A 14,622-nucleotide genomic window follows, 5' to 3' on the forward strand; every position below is an offset into this window, starting at 1 on the left:
GTGAGACATACCAAAGCAGTTAAACAGCAACAAGGCCCATGCCAAGCATCACCACCCCTCTAGTAAGGCGACCACACAAAACCAGAAAGACAAACACATGATCGATACAATCACCTCCTCGCCACAAGTCGCTTCCTACGGTTGGATCTCCTGCGATTCTCTTCTCCTCGGTTACACAAGCCCACTCATGCCCCAGGGGATCCGGCGTGATACCGCTATCTCGCGCGGTAGCACAACGCAACGGTATTCCCCGTTCGCTAACGCTTCTTGTCCCTTGCCACAGCGCTCTACCGCCGGAGGATCCATGCGCCATTACCCCTCCTCCGGCCACAGGGCTCCTGCTTCGCCCCACCACGCTCCATGCTGTTGCCCCACGTGCTCCCTGCACAGAACTTCCTTTCGTATCCACCTCCGCGCCCCGTGGATACGGCAGCAGTTTTTCCTCTTGCGCGTGGTAGCACAGGCCCACCAAGGGCAGGCCTTGCTCCTCACCGCTCATGGCCTCGTGGCCCTTGTGATACCCACCAGCGAGCACCACAATGTGGTGGCGCTGTTTCAGCACCTGAACAATTATCAGCGCCACCTCTTATCCCGGATAAAGCCAAAGGAGATCCTCCCCGTATCGCTCCGTGTTTATAAGCCAAACTTCATGCTCGGATACGCCCAGGCCCTCGCCCAGATTCTCCCGCTCGCCCACCCCTGCCTCTTGCCCACGCGCACCGCGCGCGACAGCGGGTACCTAGATGGAATGAGAGCCGCAGGGCGGGCTTTGGCGGAATACCCAGCTACCCTGGAACGGGAAAATCGTTACGCGGCATAGCCTGGCGGCCCACGTTCCACTGTAGAACGAGTCAGGGGGGCCACACGACATGCGCTTCCTATACACCACACTTTGCCCTTGGAGGATGATTCCTATGAGCACCACTCAGTTTCTCGAGGTAGAAGCCAAGTACGCCGTGAGCGCGGACGATTCTGTTCCAGATCTCACCAAGATCCTCAATGTCCATTCCATTGAGGCCGCGCAGCAGTACGAACTCTCTGCCATTTACTACGACACCCGTGATCTTCGCCTTACTCGTTCGAAGATCACGCTGCGGCGCAGAATCGGCGGAAAAGACGATGGTTGGCACCTCAAACTCCCCGACACCGGCAGCGGACGCCTAGAAATCAGCGCCGCCCTCAACCCGGAAATCACTCCCGGGGAGGCCGCACCACGCCTTACTCGCGGCACAACTGATTCTGTCCCGGAAGAACTCCTCGGCCATGTGCGCGCTGTGGTCCGTGGCCACAAACTCATCCCTATAGCCCAGGTGGATAATCTGCGTGTGGAATCTGCCCTCAAAGCCGAAAACGGCAGTACCGTGGCGGACTTCTGCGATGATCGCGTGACGGCCTGGTCCCTTCTTCCCGATGCCTCCCCGGAACCGCGCCACTGGCGCGAATGGGAGTTCGAGTTAGCGGAATCCCTCGCCACCACAAAGTTAGGCAGGCAGATCCTCGAATCCGCCGATGAGCAACTCACCACCGTGGGTGCCGTGGACTCCCATTCCCCATCGAAATTGCTCACGGCCCTTGGGGAGAGTTTCAACCTTGCCCCCACGCCTCCCACGCCACTCGTTTTCCGAAAGTACGATGACCGCGATGAAGCCTTCGCGGGTGTTCTCCACGCCCTCATCGCCACCCGGGACTCTTTGGTGGAACAGGATCCCGGTGCCCGCCGGGGCGACCGACGCTCAGTAAGCACCATGCTGAATGCCATCCGCGATCTGCGCAGCGTCCTCAGCATGTTTATTGAGCTTTTCGATCATGAGCGCTGGGATAACCGCATTGCCACCGCCTCCGATATTGAGGCGGAGTTGAAGCAACTCACCGTGGTATTGCACCGCGCCTGCGATGCCGATGCCGTGGCGCATCAGGTTCACGCATTGCTGGACGCAGACGCTACCGAACTCATCGATCAGCAGGCTCGGCAGCGCCTAGAGCACGATGTAGATTCCAGGAATAAGAGGGCCTATTACCGCGTGGGGGCGGCACTGGACTCGGAACGTTACCTCACCATGCTCGATACTCTTGATGAGTTCCTTGCCGATCCCCCGCTGCCGGGGCGAATGGAACGTCGCAAAGCCACCGCCATCATCGTGCGCGCGGTCAAGCGCGGCTACGTGGATTTCAAGAATCTCCGCAGTTCCGCTCTGGAGGTTTTTGATGATCCCGAGGTCACCGAGTCCGAGTATGAGGCCCACCTTTCCCAGATGCACAAGGTGGCGGAGCGGCTGCGCACGGTATCGCGCGTGTCCTTGGAGTTCACCCCCTATGATTCCGGCAGGTTGTCCAAGGAATCAAAGAAACTCGTAGACACATTGCTCGATGCCCAATATTCCGTGTCCGTGTGCGAGTTGATTCTCAAGCGCGCCCGCCAGGCGGCCGGACGCGGCGAGGATACCTTCGCCTACGGGCTGCTGTATCAGGCGGAGCGGGAACGCTCTCGGAAGATTCTCCGGGCGATCGATCAGCGTCATCGCTCGGTGAAATCCAGTTATAAGCGCTTTAAGCGTTCCATCGCTTGAGTCCGGGTTAATCCCAGTCGTCGTCCTGAGCGTCGTAAGCGTCATTGCGCTGTGCGGCTTTTTCCAGGGCTTGTTCGGCTTCCTCCCGCGTGGCGTAGGGCCCCATGCGGTCCGTCCAGGATCCGCCGAGTCCCTGCGTCACCTCACCCGTGGTGGGGTGGTAGAACCATTGCGCTTCTTTTTCCTGCATAGTGGTGCCCTCCGTGTTCTTCTCGCGTATGGCGTCTGCGATGTATGGACAAACCCCGTCCCTTTCCCTTGGGCCGGGGAAGCCCACTGCGCCCGAGGCCATGACTCCGACGCTATTAGAATATCGGTGTTCCCGTACACAACTATCCCCTGCCCGCCCTCTATCCCCGTATCACCAGGAGCCACCGCACACTATGCTGCCATCCACCTCCGTCATGGATCGCGCCAAAGCACATCACCTCAAGGAAATCGAGGTTCTCCCCACGCTGGGTGCTCAGGCACCCGGCACCTGGTGCGTTATTGGCGAGCACACCGATGAGTTCGGAGGAACCGTGGTGGTGTCTCCCCTGGATCTCGCCACCGCGGTGGTCCTCAGCCCTCGGCACGATGGCGTTCTCTCCCTGCGCGGCGAGTTCGCCGGAACTAACATTCCCTCCGTCACGGTCCGGATCCGTCACGCCGCCACCAATTCCGCGGTGCTTCAGCGCGCAGCCCGCCTCATCACCACCCTGATTCAGCGCCAAATCCTCAGCAGAGATACCGCCGGTTTTGACATCACCGTGTGCTCCGACGTTCCCCTGGGCTCTGGATTGGGCGCGCTTCATTCCTTCGATGCGGCACTGGGCCTGGCCTTGTACCCGGAGGCTCACTCCCCGGCGGAGGCCCCCCTGCGCGCGCGCCTAGCCTCGATATGCTCCCAGGCGGTGCGCTCCCTTCCCGGAACGCAGGTGCTGCGGGCCCGGCACATCGCGGCACTGCGGGGAATATCCGGCCGCCCCTGCGTGGTGAATTATTCCGATGGGTCTGTCACGGATAGCCTCCCCTTGCACTCCTCGCGCATGGTAGCGCTAGCGATCGGTGCACCGCATAGTGGTATGGAGCCAGCCCGAGGCAATGCGGAGAACCCCGTGAGCAGTAAAGCCAACGCAACCGGCACCACCGCACAGCCCACAATCCCCGCTGATCAGTCCTCCACCGCAGAGCCTCCCACGGACCACTCCACAGTGCCCACCCAGCCCACCACCAGGCCTGCCGCACCCACATCGTCCACAGCACCCACAGCGTCCACTGCCCCCGGCCTCCCCGAGCACGCTTCCCCCGGGAACACCGCTAGCCGCAGCACCCCCGCCTCCACGCAGCGGCGCTTCATCGAGGACGCCGCCCACGCCTTTGGCACGGAGTACCTGCGCCTGCTTCCCGATTCCACGCCTCGGGTCCTGGATTGGCTCAAGGCCGTGTATGCCGTACACGATCCCCAGGGATATCCCTCCGTTGAGGAGGCCTCCGGCCTCCTCCGCTTCTGGGAGGAGGAGACGCAGCGGAGCCATCACCTTGTTTCCCTGCTTCGTGGGCGGCGCGGTGGTGAGGTTCCCGCTTTGCTCAACGAGTCCCGCCTCGCCACCGTTGCGGCATACGGGACTGCCTCCCCGGCCCTCACCAACCTCACCCAAGCGTGCCTGGAACTAAGCGCCGCCAGCGTGCGTCCCACTCGCTCCGGCGTATCCGAGTGGGTCGCGGTGCTGGTGGAGGAGGACAAGGCTGCCGCATTCCGGCAAAACATAACCCAGCAGGACATATCCCGGGAGAACATCGTGGAGAAAGACGGCGCAACGAGCACACCCCAAACAACAAACTCACAGCCGGTCTCCCCGGTGAGCGTCATTCCGCTGCACCCCGGCGAGACGGCCCGCGCATACGAGTTCCCGGCTTAGAATCCGCAGAATCACGCGGCAGAATAATCCCCCTCCAAAAAAGGCGAATGAGTCGATCTATGAGCCGGATTCTGTCTCCGCTCACGCTATAAGCCTGAGCGGCGGCGAACATCCATCTGGGTCGATCATCGCTGATCGCCTCAAGCAGCTACCTGCGAACTCGGGCGGGCAGCCCTCTATCATTCGCTCCCGGCGCACCATCACGGTGCACCTCGTTGCCTTGCTCCCGGTGGGGTTTACCTGGCCGGGGCAGTCACCTGCCCCGCCGGTGCGCTCTTACCGCACCCTTTCACCCTCACTCGCGCTCAAAGTGCGAGCGGTCTCCTTTCTGTGGCACTTTCCCGCGGGTCGCCCCGGGTTGCCGTTAGCAACCACCGTGCCCTGTGGAGTCCGGACTTTCCTCGGCGGCGCGCCTGCTCACATCCGTGGGTGGTTCGCTCCGCCGCGTTCGCCCGATCGGCTCATTCGCGGCTTTTAAGGATACTCCCTGAATCCACTGAGGCTAAAAAGCCGTTACGGAGCAGCGGACTCGCCGCCCCTGCCGATGTTGATTCCCCGGATCAACCCACGCTCGCCTATGAATTCCACCACGGAGACGGAGGCTACGTCCACGAAAACCCGGTGGAAGAACTCCGGCCCGCCCCCCAGAGCCTGGCGGAGCAGGGACTTGATGGGATTGACGTGGCTCACCAGCACCACCGTGGAGCCCTCGTGCTCTTGAAGCAGCCTCCGGCACAGCGCGGTAATCCGCCGGTGCAGATCGTCCAGGGATTCTCCGCCCGGGGGCGCAACGGAGGTGTCTTTGAGCCAGGCGGAGTGGAGCCGGGGGTTTTCCGTTTGCGCCCTGGCGATCTCCTTGCCGTCCCAATCGCCAAAGTCCACCTCGATGAGCCCCTCCTCCACCGTCACCGATCCCGCCACCGCCTGGGCCACCTTCTGCGCGGTGCGGCGGGTTCGGGTCAGGGGCGAGGAAAGGATCGTGGGCGTGACGTCTCCCACGAGCGAGCGCACCACCCGCGCGGCACGCTCCGCCTGCGCGGTGCCTTTTTGCGTGAGGTCGGGATCGCTCTGCCCTGAATAGCAACCACGCACGGTGTGCTCGGTCTCCCCGTGGCGTACCAGAATGAGCCTGGTGATGGGCTTTTCCTCCGGGTTGAGCCACTGCGCTGCGGTGGTCATGCCCTCGGAGGCCGATACCACGGCGGAGGAATCGGACCTCGCCCGCGCACCGCCCTCGGGGCGAGCCGAGCCGACTTCCGCAAACACCGCCCCGGTATCCTTCACCATTCCCGGTTTCGCCCCCCGCGCGGCGGCATCCATCGCCACGTTGGAGAGGGCATCGGCCTTTTTGTTCTTTTCGCGCGGCACCCACTGGAAGGTCACGGAGTCAAAGGTGCTCATCACCTGCTTGGCTCTCCGCGCCAACTTCTGCATATCGGGGTGCTTGATCTTCCAGCGGCCGGACATCTGCTCCACCACGAGCTTGGAGTCCATGTACACCGCCACCTCGGTTGCCCCGTAATCCCGGGCAGCCTCCAGGCCGATGAGCAGACCATAGTATTCCGCCACGTTATTCGTGGCGGACTTCCCCACCACGTAGGCCTGTTCGCGCAGGACCGTGGCACGGGGGGCGTCGTAAAGCACGCTGCCGGACCCGGCAATGCCGGGGTTGCCGCGGGAGCCACCATCGGCTTCTATGCATACCTTCACGAGGAACTCCCCTGGCGGATCAGGTAGGAGCCGCAGTTGGGGCACTGCGGAACCTCATCGGCCGGGGTGCGCGCGATCTCGGAACGGTCGGCGGCGGGAAGCACGATGAAGCACCCGCCGCAGGAGCGCCCGTTGAAGGCCGCGGCCCCCACGCCATTTTCCTCGCGCTGGCGCTGGAACTCCGCCACCGCGTCCTCACCCAGCGCCGCCTCGATCTCCCGGATCCGAGCCTCGGAGTCGTCCTGAGGAGCCTGAGCGCCGTGCTCCGCGGCGGCCCGCTCGGCGGCCTCAAGCCTCCCGGCCAGGTCCTTGAGTTTGTCCTCGTGCAGATCCCGGTTTCCACGCAGGGCATGAACCTCGTTGTGGGCCTCTTGTAGTTCGCTCATCAGATCGGCGATGCGGGACTTGGCGGAGTAAAGATCGTGCTTGAGATCCCGGCGGCGTTCCTCGTCCTCGGTGGCCCCGAGTTCCCTCTTATCCTCGCGCTCCCGCTTGCGCAGTTTGCGTTCGTCCTCCTGGATGCGCAGGATCTCCGCCTCCATGTCCTCCACGGCCATGCGCGCGCTGGCGGCGGCGGTGGAAAGGCGCTGGCGCTCAGCACGCAGCCGCTCCACCTCCTCTTCCTCCGCGCTGCGCTGCGGGCGGGTACCCACCACGGAGGCCGAGCGGAGCAAGGTGGATAGTTCCAGGAGGTCGCGTTGTTCAGAGTTGCTGAGCTTCATATCTGTCCTTTTTACCCCTGCGGGTGCGCGGAGAGTGTCCACGGGTCGGTGCGAATATCAATGACCTCGGTGCGCAGACCGGTTTGTTCCGCCACGATCTGCGCGGCCTGCTGCGTCCACGGGAACTCGCTGGCCCAGTGCGCGGTGTCGATCACGGCGGGCCCTCCCGCGCGCAGGTACTCATCCACCGGGTGATGACGCAGATCGGAGGTGACGTACACGTCCACCCCCAGGTCGCGCACGGCGTCGAGGAAGCTATCCCCGGCCCCGGAGGATACCGCCACGGTGCGCACCATCTGCTCCGGGTCCCCGGCGGCGCGCACGCCCCATTCCGTCTTCGGCAGGGCGTCGGCCACCCGCTGCACAAAGTCCCGCAGCGGCATGGGTTTAGGCAGCACCCCCACCCGCCCCAGTCCGGTGGCGGTATCGAGGTCCTCGGCGGCGGGATCGGTGGGCTTGATGGGCCTACCCGGCGTGATCCCCACCAGTTCCGCCAGGCGATCGTTTACGCCGGGGCGGGCGGAATCGGCATTGGTGTGGGCAGCCATGAGCGCCACGCCCCCGGTGATCAGGGTGTGCAGCACCTTGCCCTTGGGAGTATCGGCGGCCACACTGTGCGCGCCGCGCAGCAGGAGCGGGTGATGGACCACCAACATCTGCGCGCCCATCTCCACGGCGCGCTCGGCCACCGCCTGGGTGCAATCCAGGGCAAAAGCCACGGTGCGCACCCGTGCCTGCGGATCGCCACAGATCAGCCCCACGTGATCCCAGCTCTCCGCCAGTTCGGGCGGATAGGCTGCCTCGATCACCTCGCGCACGCTTCCCACCGTGCTCGCGGCGGCGCTCACGGCCCCCGGAGACTGTTCCTCGCTCATTTTCCTGTCCTTTCTCCTCGTGCCCTCAATTCTTCACAGTCTAGGTATTCTTCTGCCACACTGGTGAGCGTAAAAGAGCCCCGCCCTACACAAATGGGAAAAGAGAACCATGACCCTTCACATTGACTTTGTGTGCACCGGAAATATCTGCCGTTCCCCGATGGCGGAAGTCATGCTTCGCGACGCCGCCGCGCAGGCAGGATTGAGCACCGCCCTCACCGTCACCTCGTGCGGCCTCGGCGGCTGGCACGAGGGCGAACCCGCGGATTCGCGCACCCTGAGCGAACTCGCCGCCCGTGGACACGACGGCTCCACCTTGCGCGCCAGCCAGTTTTCCCCGGATGACGCCCAGGCCGATCTCCTCGTGGCCCTGGACACCGGGCATCGCTCCCGCCTGATCGTGGAGCACGGTATCCCCGCCGAGCGGGTGCGCCTGCTGCGCAGCTTCGACCCGGATTCCCCCGAGGAGGCCTCCGTGGCCGATCCCTATTACGGCGGCCAGGAGGGCTTTCGCGCCTGCTACGAGCAGATCGACGCCGCGCTACCCGGATTGCTCGATTGGGTACGCGCGCACCGCGAGGCCGAGCGCTAAACTCCATAACCCGCCTGGACTAGGCTGTACCGCGTGAGCACAACCGTGAAGGACCGTTACGGAGCACAACGCCGCCGCCCGGCATGGCGGGTGTTTTTCAAGCCGGGGTGGATTATTTCCGCCCTGTTCATCGTGGTGTTTTCCTACTTCGCCTTTACCTTTTTAGCCCCCTGGCAGCTCGGCAAGGACTCGGAGATCGTCGAGCGCAACGAGCGCATTGCCGAGGCCTTTGAGCACGATCCGCTTCCCGTTTCCGAGGTCTTTTCCCACGGGAGCATCGACCCCGCCGATGAATGGCGGCGCGTCACCCTCACCGGGCAATACCTCCCCGATTCCGAGGTGGTGCTGCGCATGCGGGCCAGCGATTCCGGCCCCGCCGTGCAGGTGCTTACCCCCTTCCGCGCCACCGATGGCACCACCTACCTCATCCATCGCGGCTTCGAGCCCACCACCGGGGCCGGGGTGCCCGAATATCAGGCCGCCCCCACCACGGAGGTCAGCATCGTGGGTGTGGCGCGCCGCAACGAGGTCGCTCCGGAGCGCCAGCCCTTTGAGGAATCCGGCCACATGCAGGTGTACGGCATTAACACGGAGCAGATACACCAGGCCACGGGGCAGGAATTGGCCCGCGATTATATTCAGCTCACCGAGGGGGAACCCGGCGAGATCACCGCCATGCCCATTCCCAAACTCGATCGCGGCTCGCACCTCTCCTACGGCCTGCAATGGATCGCCTTTGGCGTAATGGCACCCCTGGGACTCGGATACTTCATCTACGCCGAGATACGGGAGCGCCGCCGCGCCAAGCAGGAGGAGGCGGAGATGAACGCGGGGGCGGAGGCCGCTGGAACGCCCAAGGGCCCAGAATCACTGGAGTCCACCCGCGGTGAGGCCTCACAGCCGCTCTCCCGGCGCGAACGCCGCAAGCGCTTCCAGGAGCAGTTGTGGGACGAGGGCGCGGATTCACCGACCCCGGCCCGTCCCGATCGCTACGGAAAGTAACGGCACCCCTCTATCCGCCCCTATCCGCGCGCGGCGAGATATTCCAGAATCGCCTTGACCCTGCGGTTTTCCTCCGTGGGGTCAAGGCGCAATTTACTGAAGATATTGGATATATGCTTTGCCACCGCCGCGCCCGAGATCACCAGGTTCTGCGCAATATCGCGGTTGGATTGCCCACGCGACATCAACTCTAAGACCTCCCGCTCCCGGGGAGTGAGTTCGCCCAGGCCACTGCGCCCGGAGGCCATGAGCGCGCTGGCCACCGTGGGATCAATGACGGTGCCTCCCTGGGCCACCACCCCAAGCGAGGTGAGGAAGTCCGCGACGTCGGAAACGCGATCCTTGAGCAAATACCCCGTTCCGCTGGTGGCGTGGGCAAAGAGTTCCACGGCATAGGCCGGGGCCACGTACTGGCTGAGCACCATCACCGCCATCTCCGGGTAAATCGAGCGCAGAGACACCGCAGCCTTGAGCCCATCATCGGCCATGTTGGGCGGCATGCGCACGTCGGTGATGAGAATGTCCGGGGTGGGAATATCCGCCAGCACCTCCGCTATTTGCGGCCCGGTGGCGGCCTGGCCCACGATGCGGTGCCCGCGGCGCTCCAAAAGGCCCGCCACCCCCTCCCGCAGGAGGGCGGAATCATCGGCAAGAACAATGCGCAGGCTCATGCGGGATCACCCACCCCACTTTGGCCGCGCTCCAGCAGCAGGGGGATGGCGCAGCTCACTTGGGTGGGGCCGCCCTGGGGCGAGACGAGGGTGAGCGTGCCGCCAAAGGCCGCCAGCCGCTCCCGCATTCCGGCAAGGCCGTGTCCCTCGTGCACACTCGCCCCTCCGGGTCCCTGATCGACCACGCTGATGCGCAGGTGGGCGTCGGAAGCCAACAGCACGCTCACCTGGGCGCCGGGGGCATGCTTGGCGGCGTTGGTGAGTGCCTCCGCCACAAAAAAGTATCCCGCGGCCACCACGCTGGGGGAAAGGTCAGGGAGTTCGTGCGGGGTATGCACGCTCACGTGGGGCCCGTAATTAGCGGCAATATCCCGCACGGCGGCGCTCAGGCCGAAATCGCTGAGCACCTGGGGGTGTATACCCCGCACCGTCGCGCGCAGAGAGGCAAGGCCGGCATCGAGGTCGGCCTTGGCCGCGCGCACCAGGTTCAGGGTCTCGCCGCGCGCGTCCAGGGTGGCCTCCCCCAGCTTGATCGCGGCCGCCACCAGGTATTGCTGCGTGCCGTCGTGGAGGTCGCGCTCAATGCGCTGCCGTTCGACCTCGTAGGCGTCGGCAATAGCTCTCCGCGAGGCCGTGAGTTCCGCGATCTTTGCGGCCTGCCGTTCCTCATGGCTTCCCTCCGCGCGCGGTCTCTTCGCGCGCCTGCCCCAGCACCACGGCATGTTTTACCTCTTTATGATCATCTCGTACAGTTTCCAGTCCCACAGTAATGCGAGGGTAAAAATGGGGGTATTGCCAGCACTACCCGCATAATCATTGCCAGCACTCTGGTTTATTCCCGCGTCACCGAATGAAATGGCAGCCATGACACATTCACTGAGAGTTTCTGACATCACCAAGGATTACGGCGGCCATGACGTTCTCACCGGCATTTCGCTGACCATCAATGCCGGGGAAACCGTGGCCATCATGGGGCCCTCCGGCTCCGGCAAATCCACCCTCCTGCACTGCATGTCCGGGGTGCTCACCCCCACGCACGGCCACGTGTATTTTGGTGACACCCGCCTTTCCGCGCTCCCGGATCACCAGCGCTCGCGCCTGCGCCTGAAGCACTTCGGCTTTGTATTCCAGGACGGCCAACTGCTGCCGGAACTCTCCAACCTGGAAAACATCGCCCTCCCCGCCCTGCTCACCGGGCTGAGCAGAAAGGCCGCCCGCCAGCGCGCCCAACACCTCCTCGACCAACTGGGCCTTGGTGATATTGCCGAGCGCCGCCCCGCCGAAATCTCCGGCGGGCAGGCCCAGCGCGTGGCCATCGCCCGCGCCCTGGCACCCGAGCCCGCCATCGTCTTTGCCGATGAGCCCACCGGCGCGCTGGATCAGGGTACCGGCCACGAGGTCATGCAACTCCTCACGGCCCTGGTGCAGCGCTCCGGCACGAGCCTCATCATGGTGACCCATGATGTTCAGGTGGCCCAGTGGTTGGAGCGCCGGGTGGAAATCCGCGATGGCATCATCCACGACGATCGTCTGCTGCGGGGTGCGCGATGAACACTTCCCTGCTAACGAGGCTCGTTATTGATCTACACAAGGCCAGCCTCCGTTCCCACGCCGGGGTATGGCTGATCCACGCCCTGGCGATTCTCTCCCTCACCGTGAGCGCCACCGTGGCCTTCCTCGTGGCCGGAGGAACCTGGATGTTCTGGCAGCACACGCAGCACCCCGAGGAGGCCACCGCGATTGTGCGCGAGGAACTGGATCTTAGTAACTGGCTCGTCTTGGTGCTCTTTGCCTGCGCTTTTATCCTGCCCGCGCTCTTCAATCTCATCACCCAGGCCGCCGTGCTCGGGGCCTCGGGGCGCGAGCGCCGCCTGGCTACTCTCCGCTTGCTCGGGCTCTCCGCCCGGGACATCACCCGCATGTCCGTGCTGGAAACCGGGTTCCAGGCGCTGGTGGGAATCGCCCTGGGCCTGGCTCTGAGCTTCCTGAGCGCGCCATTATTTACCGGCCTGAGTTTTCAGCAGCGCCCCATCGCCCTCCACGAGATTCTGCTCCCGTGGTGGGGATACCTCGCGGTATCCGCGCTGCTGCTCCTCCTCGCCCTTGGCGCGGCCTTCATGGGCATGCAGCGCGTGCGGGTCACCCCGCTGGGCGTGGCCCGCCAGGAAATGCCCGCGGCGATGAAGCGCTGGCGCCTCATCATCTTTCTCATCGTGCTGGCCCTCACCGTCCTGGTATTGAATAACCTGGACGTGGCCTCCCAGGATCTCAACGTCATGCTCAGCGCCCTCGCGTTTCTGTTTGTCCTGCTCCTATGCGTGAATCTCGTTTCCCCCTATATTCTCCAAGCGCTTGGCAAAGCGCTGGCGCTCCTCCCCGGCACCGCTCATCTGGTGGCGTGCAGGCGCATATCTAGTAATGCTCGGGTGGCCTGGAAGCGCAGTTCCGCCATCGCGTTCTTTGGTTTTCTGGCGGGATACCTCATCATCTCTCCCCTGGTGGAGGATGAATTGACGCGGGTCTACCGCGAGGACCCCCGGATCAACCTCCTTTTTAGCGACATCAGCACCGGCGCGATCCTCACCCTCTGCTTTGGCTTCCTCATCACCAGCACCTCCGTATTTCTGACCCAGGCCAGTGAGGTCTTTGAGACGGCCTCGCTTTCCCGCGCCCTGCACCTCATGGGGGTGCGGCGCGGCTTCCTCTCCCGGGTAAGCCTCACGGAGATCATGCTGCCGGTGGTGGTGCTCGGAATCTTCTACTTCTGCTGTGGGGCTGGCCTGGGAAACATCATGCTGACCATGTCCGAATACGCCAATATGCCGGCGAGAATCGGGTATTCTTTCTGTTTCCTGCTGGCGGGCTGGGCGGTCACGTTCCTCGCCGTCATCGCCACCGAGCCGCTGCGCCGGCGGGTGCTCGCCGCCCAGACTCAGACGCGAAAGAACGATTAGCCTCACCCGGCAAATACGGTGGCTTTGGTGGTTCCGGTGGTTTTCTGCTTCTGCGAGCGCGAAAACCACTTACCATGCAATGCGTAAAGCCTCCCCGCACCCGTGCGTTCATACACGGCGAAGGGAGGCTTTATGCGATCGCGGGAAAATTAGCCCACGAAGCGAGCAACGGTGTCCGCGATGGTCTTAACGACCTTAGCGAAGATGTCCACGCCCTTCTCGGCGTTAGCCAGACGCTGCTCATCGGTGGTCTGGGTAGCCACAACGTCCTGCTGGCCGGTGGCCGGACGATCCTGGCCCACCACGGTCTCGGCGGTGGCCGGAGCGATAGCGGCGGTGGCAGCGATGGCAACGGTGGCGGCGGAGATAGCAAACTTGCGCTTCAGGTTCATGGAGAGTCCTTTCTCAAGAGGTTCAACAAGCGTGTGACCACAACCTCTATGGCGTGGCCCACCATGCGCGGATAAGAATAACCGAACTTCAGCGGAAGCAAAAGGGTTGCGCGGGCGGGCACTGCACCGAATGGGAGAACCACGCGGGGTCAAGGTACGAATGGCCCCACCCGCTTTTACTATCGACGCCCCCGTGGTTCCGGTATGCACAAGCCCGCACGGCGGCAGCAACGAGGGTAATGACCACGCAATTCCCGCTTTATCGTCTGACGTCTGGCGCTGGGGAAGCCTGCCACGGCAACCGGAAGAAGCGCCTAGAGGTAAATGACCCATAAAAACAAAAATGAGATTGATAACATATTTTCCAGAGGAGCACCCAGGGGCCCGATACAGGCAAAACCAGTGCGAAACTAGTGTGAAACCAGCAAAGCAAAAGGGCGGCTCCCTTTTCCGGGAAACCGCCCTTGAACTGGTATTTTATCCAGTGCGTCCTGACGGGCTCGAACCGCCGACCTGCTGGGTGTAAACCAGCTGCTCTCCCAACTGAGCTAAAGACGCAGAACCTGAGTATCGCATGCAGAACCGCATATCACGGCGCTCAGGCAACTCGAATGAGTATAGCACAGTCGTTTACTTACGCGTAGAACCGCGCTGCACCAGGCACGATCCCTGCCATTGCCCCAGGCGCTCCGCCTTTGTTTGCACCAGCCCGGACAGTTGAGCAGATTCCGCGATCAGTCCCGGCTCCACGGTGCCGGGACGACCCGCGCCCGGGGTGAGCAGCCACACGCGCCCGTTATCGGAGAGCGGACGCACCGCGTCCACCAGGCCGTCCACGAGGTCACCATCCTCTTCGCGCCACCACAGCAGCACCACGTCGCAGATCTCATCGGTGTCCTCGTCCAGCAGCGCGTCCCCCAGGAAATCCTCGATGGATTCGGAGATGGCGCTATCGCAATCCTCGTCCCAGCCCACTTCCTGAACAACGGTGCCCTGCTGAATGCCAAGGCGCTGAGCATAGTCCTGGACGTCTTTGTTCATAACGTCCGGAGCGTCCACCACTGTGATATTCCTCCCGTTCCTGTTCCCCGGTGGTGCCGCCGCTCACGGGGTGAGGGGCGCGTCGCCGGGCACAATCTACTTCTTTGCAAGCAGGATACAGGCTTCGACCGATTTTCTCCCTATTTTCAGCCCCGTCCCCATGCGGCACGCGCCACGGCTTATCACTACACTTTA

14 protein-coding genes, 1 tRNA gene and 1 other RNA gene are annotated in these 14,622 nt (G+C 63.5%); 6 read left to right on the forward strand and 10 right to left on the reverse strand.

Annotated elements, in window-relative coordinates; genetic code table 11:
• Positions 1-914: 914 nt before the first annotated feature.
• Entirely contained in the window at positions 915-2,567 is a 1,653-nt protein-coding gene (locus tag OLW90_RS07920) for a CYTH and CHAD domain-containing protein (protein WP_319649558.1), read from the forward strand.
• 7 nt (positions 2,568-2,574) lie between these two features.
• Here the strand turns inward: OLW90_RS07920 and OLW90_RS07925 are convergent, their stop codons facing one another.
• Positions 2,575-2,757, reverse strand: coding sequence for an SPOR domain-containing protein (locus OLW90_RS07925; RefSeq protein ID WP_319649559.1), 183 nt, complete (start codon positions 2,755-2,757; stop codon positions 2,575-2,577).
• Positions 2,758-2,950: 193 nt separating this feature from the next.
• On the opposite strand from OLW90_RS07925, the gene OLW90_RS07930 reads away from it, so the two are divergent.
• Positions 2,951-4,468, forward strand: a complete 1,518-nt coding sequence (locus tag OLW90_RS07930) for a galactokinase family protein (RefSeq protein WP_319649560.1) — start codon at positions 2,951-2,953, stop codon at positions 4,466-4,468.
• 44 nt (positions 4,469-4,512) lie between these two features.
• On the opposite strand, the gene rnpB is transcribed toward OLW90_RS07930, so the two are convergent.
• The 4 genes from rnpB to OLW90_RS07950 form a co-directional block, all read right to left on the reverse strand.
• Positions 4,513-4,932, reverse strand: an RNA gene (gene rnpB / locus OLW90_RS07935) — RNase P RNA component class A.
• 49 nt (positions 4,933-4,981) lie between these two features.
• The gene (locus OLW90_RS07940) at positions 4,982-6,178 is read right to left on the reverse strand and encodes a bifunctional RNase H/acid phosphatase (RefSeq protein ID WP_319649561.1); all 1,197 of its coding nucleotides are present in this window, start codon (positions 6,176-6,178) and stop codon (positions 4,982-4,984) included.
• The gene (locus OLW90_RS07945; protein ID WP_319649562.1) at positions 6,175-6,900 is read right to left on the reverse strand and encodes a zinc ribbon domain-containing protein; all 726 of its coding nucleotides are present in this window, start codon (positions 6,898-6,900) and stop codon (positions 6,175-6,177) included. The genes OLW90_RS07940 and OLW90_RS07945 overlap by 4 nt, the downstream gene beginning before the upstream one ends.
• An 11-nt stretch (positions 6,901-6,911) precedes the next feature.
• Complete coding sequence (locus OLW90_RS07950; RefSeq protein ID WP_319649563.1) at positions 6,912-7,775, reverse strand: Nif3-like dinuclear metal center hexameric protein; 864 nt, start codon at positions 7,773-7,775, stop codon at positions 6,912-6,914.
• A 109-nt stretch (positions 7,776-7,884) separates the two neighbouring features.
• Here OLW90_RS07950 and OLW90_RS07955 point away from each other — a divergent pair, with 109 nt between their 5' ends.
• Both OLW90_RS07955 and OLW90_RS07960 read left to right on the forward strand, forming a co-directional pair.
• On the forward strand, positions 7,885-8,367 hold the full coding sequence (locus OLW90_RS07955; protein ID WP_319649564.1) for a low molecular weight protein-tyrosine-phosphatase: 483 nt from the start codon (positions 7,885-7,887) through the stop codon (positions 8,365-8,367).
• 33 nt (positions 8,368-8,400) lie between these two features.
• Positions 8,401-9,369, forward strand: coding sequence for an SURF1 family protein (locus OLW90_RS07960; RefSeq protein WP_319649565.1), 969 nt, complete (start codon positions 8,401-8,403; stop codon positions 9,367-9,369).
• 20 nt (positions 9,370-9,389) lie between these two features.
• Here OLW90_RS07960 and OLW90_RS07965 read toward each other — a convergent pair whose 3' ends face one another.
• Entirely contained in the window at positions 9,390-10,040 is a 651-nt protein-coding gene (locus OLW90_RS07965; protein WP_319649566.1) for a response regulator transcription factor, read from the reverse strand.
• On the reverse strand, positions 10,037-10,762 hold the full coding sequence (locus OLW90_RS07970) for a sensor histidine kinase (RefSeq protein WP_319649567.1): 726 nt from the start codon (positions 10,760-10,762) through the stop codon (positions 10,037-10,039). Before OLW90_RS07970 ends, OLW90_RS07965 begins: the two co-directional genes overlap by 4 nt.
• Positions 10,763-10,904: 142 nt before the next feature.
• On the opposite strand from OLW90_RS07970, the gene OLW90_RS07975 reads away from it, so the two are divergent.
• Complete coding sequence (locus OLW90_RS07975; RefSeq protein WP_319649568.1) at positions 10,905-11,591, forward strand: ABC transporter ATP-binding protein; 687 nt, start codon at positions 10,905-10,907, stop codon at positions 11,589-11,591.
• Positions 11,588-12,994, forward strand: coding sequence for an FtsX-like permease family protein (locus OLW90_RS07980; protein WP_319649569.1), 1,407 nt, complete (start codon positions 11,588-11,590; stop codon positions 12,992-12,994). The genes OLW90_RS07975 and OLW90_RS07980 overlap by 4 nt, the downstream gene beginning before the upstream one ends.
• Before the next feature lie 149 nt (positions 12,995-13,143).
• Here OLW90_RS07980 and OLW90_RS07985 read toward each other — a convergent pair whose 3' ends face one another.
• From OLW90_RS07985 to OLW90_RS07995, 3 genes are all read right to left on the reverse strand, one after another.
• Positions 13,144-13,386, reverse strand: a complete 243-nt coding sequence (locus OLW90_RS07985) for a hypothetical protein (protein WP_319649570.1) — start codon at positions 13,384-13,386, stop codon at positions 13,144-13,146.
• Positions 13,387-13,871: 485 nt separating this feature from the next.
• Positions 13,872-13,944: transfer RNA gene (locus OLW90_RS07990), tRNA-Val, on the reverse strand.
• 72 nt (positions 13,945-14,016) lie between these two features.
• Complete coding sequence (locus tag OLW90_RS07995; RefSeq protein WP_319651855.1) at positions 14,017-14,427, reverse strand: DUF3052 domain-containing protein; 411 nt, start codon at positions 14,425-14,427, stop codon at positions 14,017-14,019.
• Between the last annotated feature and the right edge of the window lie 195 nt (positions 14,428-14,622).

The organism is Corynebacterium sp. 21KM1197 (assembly GCF_033783015.1).
Taxonomy (GTDB): Bacteria; Actinomycetota; Actinomycetes; order Mycobacteriales; family Mycobacteriaceae; genus Corynebacterium.

Excerpts from the sequence above, each read along its gene's own strand:
- OLW90_RS07985 (WP_319649570.1), bottom strand. The coding sequence starts at position 13,386 with ATGAACCTGAAGCGCAAGTTTGCTATCTCCGCCGCCACCGTTGCCATC.
- OLW90_RS07920 (WP_319649558.1), top strand. The coding sequence starts at position 915 with ATGAGCACCACTCAGTTTCTCGAGGTAGAAGCCAAGTACGCCGTGAGC.
- OLW90_RS07980 (WP_319649569.1), top strand. The coding sequence starts at position 11,588 with ATGAACACTTCCCTGCTAACGAGGCTCGTTATTGATCTACACAAGGCC.
- OLW90_RS07975 (WP_319649568.1), top strand. The coding sequence starts at position 10,905 with ATGACACATTCACTGAGAGTTTCTGACATCACCAAGGATTACGGCGGC.
- OLW90_RS07970 (WP_319649567.1), bottom strand. The coding sequence starts at position 10,762 with ATGCCGTGGTGCTGGGGCAGGCGCGCGAAGAGACCGCGCGCGGAGGGA.
- OLW90_RS07950 (WP_319649563.1), bottom strand. The coding sequence starts at position 7,775 with ATGAGCGAGGAACAGTCTCCGGGGGCCGTGAGCGCCGCCGCGAGCACG.
- OLW90_RS07925 (WP_319649559.1), bottom strand. The coding sequence starts at position 2,757 with ATGCAGGAAAAAGAAGCGCAATGGTTCTACCACCCCACCACGGGTGAG.
- OLW90_RS07995 (WP_319651855.1), bottom strand. The coding sequence starts at position 14,427 with ATGAACAAAGACGTCCAGGACTATGCTCAGCGCCTTGGCATTCAGCAG.
- OLW90_RS07955 (WP_319649564.1), top strand. The coding sequence starts at position 7,885 with ATGACCCTTCACATTGACTTTGTGTGCACCGGAAATATCTGCCGTTCC.
- OLW90_RS07965 (WP_319649566.1), bottom strand. The coding sequence starts at position 10,040 with ATGAGCCTGCGCATTGTTCTTGCCGATGATTCCGCCCTCCTGCGGGAG.
- OLW90_RS07930 (WP_319649560.1), top strand. The coding sequence starts at position 2,951 with ATGCTGCCATCCACCTCCGTCATGGATCGCGCCAAAGCACATCACCTC.
- OLW90_RS07945 (WP_319649562.1), bottom strand. The coding sequence starts at position 6,900 with ATGAAGCTCAGCAACTCTGAACAACGCGACCTCCTGGAACTATCCACC.